Origin of the sequence: Actinoplanes cyaneus (assembly GCF_016862095.1) — a bacterium.
GTDB lineage: Bacteria > Actinomycetota > Actinomycetes > Mycobacteriales > Micromonosporaceae > Actinoplanes > Actinoplanes cyaneus.
The window spans coordinates 1-5,050 of sequence record NZ_BOMH01000124.1 but is presented as its reverse complement, the minus strand read 5'-3'; the positions used below and the strand labels follow the sequence as shown (position 1 = coordinate 5,050).

Here is a 5,050-nt window from a genome sequence, read left to right as displayed (position 1 = left end):
TTAAGAGGGCGCCCGACCCGGTCGTATCTCACGCGTGTGGAACGTGGAAACCCCGTTACGGTCCACAGGATTTCCTGTGGTAGGCCGACCGTGAGGAGAGTTCAACTCCGTGACGGGAAAAGGACGCCCAAGAAGCGAATGCCGGTGACCGAAAGGTGACAGGAAAACGACGGCATCAACGACCGGTCCTCCGACCGGCCGTCGTCGTATAACTGGCCGGATACCGGGCCTGGTGCCCGGCTGCGAAAGCAGGCTGACGTGTGGCGGGTGAGCCTTTGACGATCAAGCATCGGAACCACTGGAACCGAAGGACAAGTTAGACACAGATGACGGCTTTTGCTTTCGATGTTGCGATGGCGGCCCTCGGAGTGAACGGACCTGAGGACGAGCCTCCGAACTGGGACAACGTCGCCTGGCGACGCCACGAGGAGAACGTACGGCGGCTACGCGGCAGGATCTTCAAGGCGACGAAGGACGGTGACTGGCCGAAGGTCAGAAACCTGCAGAAACTGATGCTGCGGAGCTGGTCGAACACGCTGGTCAGCGTGCGCCAGGTCGCGCAGCGCAACGCTGGACGCGCGACGGCGGGCATCGACGGGAAGGTCGCGTTGACCTCCCCGGCACGCATGGACCTGGCGGAACAGACACATCGCACCGCACGGTCGTTCATGCCGACCGCCGTCAAACGGGTATACATTCCGAAAGCCAATGGGAAACAGCGCCCGCTCGGCATTCCCGTCATCTCGGACCGCGTCCACCAGGCGCGGCACCGTAACGCACTGGAACCCGAATGGGAAGCCCGGTTCGAGCCCAAGAGTTACGGGTTCAGGCCGGGCCGAAGCTGCCAGGACGCGATCCAAGTCATTCACGTGACGGCCTGCGGTGCAGGAGCGAAACGCGTGTGGGTGCTGGACGCGGACCTCACCGCAGCATTCGACAGAATCGACCACGAACGTCTACTCGCCACTATTGGGGATTTCCCCGGCCGGACCCAAATCCGGGGCTGGTTGAAAGCGGGCGTGTTCGAGAAAGGCAAGGGATTCGCCCCCACTGACGCGGGAACTCCGCAAGGCGGGGTCATCAGCCCCTTACTGTTGAATATTGCACTGCATGGGCTGGAAGAAGCGGCAGGAGTCCGACACGAACGCAGCGATCCGCAGCGAACGAAACGTGGCTCCCCTTCGCTGATCAGATACGCCGATAACATGGTCGCCCTCTGCTACTCCAAGCAGCAGGCCGAGGATGTCAAAACGCGGCTCGCCGCGTGGCTGGCACCCCGGGGTCTGACCTTCAACGAGGACAAGACGAGAATCGTCCACCTCGACGAAGGGTTCGACTTCCTCGGGTTCACCGCCCGCCGACGCAACGGCAAGCTCCTGATGAAACCCAGCAAGGCCGCCGTCAAACGAGTCAGGCAACGCCTGTCAGCCGAGTTTCGGGCCCTGCGCGGCACGAACCCGGCGACCGTCCTCGCGAAGATCAATCCGATCGTGCGGGGCTGGGCGAACTACTACCGAGGGGCAGCCTCGTCCATCGTGTTCGCAGCGCTGGACGTGCATCTGTGGCGGCTCACCTATAAGTGGGCCTGCCACGGCCATCCCCATAAGCCGAGACCGTGGATCGTCAACAGGTACTTTGGCCGGTATAACCCGGACAGGCAGGACCGCTGGGTGTTCGGCGACCGCAACAGCGGCGCTTATCTCCCCAAGTTCGCCTGGACGAAGATCGTCCGGCACAGTCTGGTCCGCGGGGACGCGTCTCCGGACGACCCCGCCCAGGCCGGCTACTGGGCCGAACGGCGCAGTAAGAACAGACCGCTGCTCGACCGCAGAACCCTGCACCTGCTCCGCAGGCAGCATGGGTCTTGCCCGATCTGCGGCGAGTTACTGCTGCATGCCGACCGCGAGCCACAAAGCCCACGCGAGTGGGAACAGTGGCACCGCACCACCCGCAAGGCGATAACCAGGCAAATCATCGCCGTCCACGGGAACGGCCTGCCGGACGAAACCCGACTCGTTCACTCCTTCTGCCTCCGCCGAACTACCGACGGACAGCAGGAACCAGCACCTCTGCACTCCTGAAATCGCCCCAGTGGCTTGCTTGAGCCGTGTGCCGCGACGAGTTGCACGCACGGTTCTGAGGGGGCCCCGGCGCAGCAATGCGTCGGGGCCACCCGACTGCATCAACGTACTCGACCAACGGATACGGGATAGTGGTGTCGAAGTGTGGCACCGGGCTCGTCCGTCAGGGATAAGGCTGGCCGACCTTACCGATCCGCCCACCGCCGCAGCCCGGCAAGGTCCGGTCGCAGATTTTCTGCGCCGTTGCTCGGCCGCCACAAGCCCAAAAACTAAGTCGGCTTGTACTCAGCTGCAGCGCAGCGTTACCGCTTTCCGCTCGATCGCGGACCACTTCTCGGTACCGGCCTGTCCACCGCACTCGGTCATGACGGTGGCCTCGGACGACCAGGTCGACACGGATCCGGCGACTGGGCTTGAGGCAGGCCCGCACGTGTAGGTGTACGACGCGCTGACCTGCATGACGACCCTGTATCCGACATACGCGCCGGCTTTCCCCGCCGTGATCTGCAACTTCGTCCCGTTCTCCTCGACCGGCGTGCCGGGCCGCGACAGCCGCCAGACATCGGCAGCGTCACCGGCCGACAGATTGTTCTCCAGCGAGGTCAGGACCATCTCGGTGTCGACGCTCGCCGGCGTGACCTTGATGGCAGAGTCGGACAGCACCGCCTCCAACGGCACATCCGACCTCATGCCCTCGGTCAAATCCAGCCGCGGGCTGACCGCACCGAGCACCGGCGCTGACTTCACGTGAGACCAAGTGAACTGTGGCGTCTCGCAGGTCGCTGCCAGCGGACGGGCCGGCGCTGAAGGCGCGCGCGCCGCCGCTGTCGGCCGGGAGGCCGGCGCAGAACAGGCGAACAGCGCCAGCGCGCAGATCGCCACAGCGACAGTCTTAGGGATCAACTCGAAGACCTCGTTCACATTTGCGGTAGGCCTGGGCGAACATATCCGCTTCGAGCGGTCACGAGATCGGCTCTACGGCCGGACGTAGGCGACCGACACCGCCAGTTCTGCCCTTCCCGTGCGGAGCCGGTCGCCGCCGAACGGCGGCAGGCGTCCGAAGGGGGTACGGTCCAGGCGCCGCTGTACCCCTCATCTGCCGCGAGTCGCGCACGCGGGGAGACGTGGCCAGCGAGAACGTCAGGTTTCGCGACTGGGCTGAACTTGATCAGCTCGGCGGCGGAAGGCCGGCGTCACGGAACGCTCGGCCGACGAGTCGTCGGTCGCCGTTGCGGTAGTCCAGCGCGGGCCGGTCGGCGACGTTGGCGACGACCAAGACGTTGACTCCAGCTCGTTGGAGCACTGTGGCGATGCGTTCGACCTCTACGAGGTTGTCCGTCCAGGTGTAGATGGTGTGCATGTTGGCCCATCTGCCGCGGTCGGCGGCGAGCACGGCAGTAAAGGCGGTGACGCTGCCGACGGGCGTGGTGAACCAGCCCGGGATGCCGGTGAAACGGGCAATGGCTAACCCGGCTGCGGCTCCGAAGACGCAGAAGCCGGCGAGGGCGGCCCAGCCCACCGCGTTGAGTTCCGCGGTTCGAAACAGTTCTCGACGGGGACCAATAGTCGAAGACGACAAGTAGGCCGATGATTAACGTTGGCGTTCAGGCATAACCCCACCATGCCACCGGTCTACTGGCTCGTTCGGCAACGCGCTCTCACGCCGCAGCCCGGGTACGTCCACGGGCCGGGAGCCCGTCACGCCCCCGTAGCCGAAGCTCGCCGTCGCTGATTCTCGAATTGGCAAAGGTGTTCGCGGCCGGACAAGGGCCGAAGGCTACCAGGGCCACTGGCCAACTAAGTCAGCCGGCTGTTCGCCCGGCCGCACGACGAATACTCGATCGGCGGAGTCGTCGAAGACGAGCTGTGATCCTGCAAGCGCTGCAAGCTCGCAAACGGCAGCGAGCACTGCAACGCCGATCGGCTTGCGAAAAGACACGCCAGCTACCGCGGCATCCCCGGTGATCGGCTGCTCGCTGTCGACTTGACCGACAGTGGCCAGGTCTACCTCGCCCAGGTCTCGGCCCCCGACCCGATAGCAGCTGTCCGGGTCCCGGCACTCGGGTAACCGCAATCGGGGATCATCGCCATGAATCTTGAACCATGCCGAGCCGTGACACCCAGCGCCCCGGAAGGCCGCGAGAACATCGGCGGCTGACGGCAGCGGCAGCGGCAGCGGCGCGCTGGCCGGTATACCGCGTGAGAATTGCGCCGACATAGCCCACTCCAGCATGCCGTCGTTGGCAAGTTCATGCAGTGGGACGATATGCAGGGACCAACTCATCGCGGAAGTATGCCCCTTTGGTCTTCGCGTTGAAAGCTGCACTGATCTGCCACGATCCATGCGTGGTGATCGAGACGATTGTGGCCGAGCTACCGAGGGTCGGCTGTGTCCCACGCGTACTGGAACTGGCGCGGGTCGAGCTGCCACTCCTGGAGAACGGTCAACAGCTCCGACTCGTTGGCCGCGTCGGCACTGCGCAGCAGCGTCGACCCGATGTCGTAGTCGAATCCGTCAAGCCGTTCGGCGTCGTACTCCCAATGGTCGATCCGAAAAGATCGTGCAATGCTCTTGTTGGTCCATCCCTCGCTGCGGGCCTGTGCGTCGGCTTCGACGGCGCCCGGTGTGATGTCGACGAAGGCACGCCGTCCCGGATCCGTTGCGGGCACCTCGACCGCTAAACGGCGGCGGAGGCGGAGCGCCGACAGCTTCGCGAGCGGCCACACAGGCTCGCCGTTCATGACCGTCGATGCCATCGGTGCACGGCATCACGATAATCCATGATCGTGCACCTGCTGGCGCAACGCCCTCTCATGGCACCCCTCTGTGTCAAGGGGCGGCCAGAAGTGGTTTCGGGTTCGCCCGGTCGGGCGCCGGTAGGTACGGCGTCGAGGCAGCGCGAGCCCGGGGTTAGCCGAGTAGGGCTTGTGCCACGGAGCGTCCGGATAGCCAGGCGGTTTGGACCCGT

General features: G+C 64.9%; 5 protein-coding genes. 1 reads left to right on the top strand and 4 read right to left on the bottom strand.

Features of this window, described 5'->3' with window-relative positions:
- The first annotated feature begins 326 nt into the window (after positions 1-326).
- Positions 327-2,081: a group II intron reverse transcriptase/maturase gene (ltrA, locus tag Acy02nite_RS45785; RefSeq protein ID WP_239175902.1), complete on the top strand. Its 1,755-nt coding sequence runs from the start codon at positions 327-329 to the stop codon at positions 2,079-2,081.
- Positions 2,082-2,366: 285 nt separating this feature from the next.
- Here the strand turns inward: ltrA and Acy02nite_RS45780 are convergent, their stop codons facing one another.
- The 4 genes from Acy02nite_RS45780 to Acy02nite_RS45765 all read right to left on the bottom strand — a co-directional run bounded on the left by Acy02nite_RS45780 (position 2,367) and on the right by Acy02nite_RS45765 (position 4,838).
- Entirely contained in the window at positions 2,367-3,002 is a 636-nt protein-coding gene (locus Acy02nite_RS45780) for a hypothetical protein (protein WP_203756518.1), read from the bottom strand.
- A 247-nt stretch (positions 3,003-3,249) separates the two neighbouring features.
- Complete coding sequence (locus Acy02nite_RS45775; RefSeq protein WP_203756516.1) at positions 3,250-3,660, bottom strand: hypothetical protein; 411 nt, start codon at positions 3,658-3,660, stop codon at positions 3,250-3,252.
- Between the two features lie 198 nt (positions 3,661-3,858).
- Positions 3,859-4,365: a hypothetical protein gene (locus Acy02nite_RS45770; protein WP_203756513.1), complete on the bottom strand. Its 507-nt coding sequence runs from the start codon at positions 4,363-4,365 to the stop codon at positions 3,859-3,861.
- 89 nt (positions 4,366-4,454) lie between these two features.
- Positions 4,455-4,838, bottom strand: coding sequence for a hypothetical protein (locus Acy02nite_RS45765; RefSeq protein WP_239175901.1), 384 nt, complete (start codon positions 4,836-4,838; stop codon positions 4,455-4,457).
- Positions 4,839-5,050: the final 212 nt, after the last annotated feature.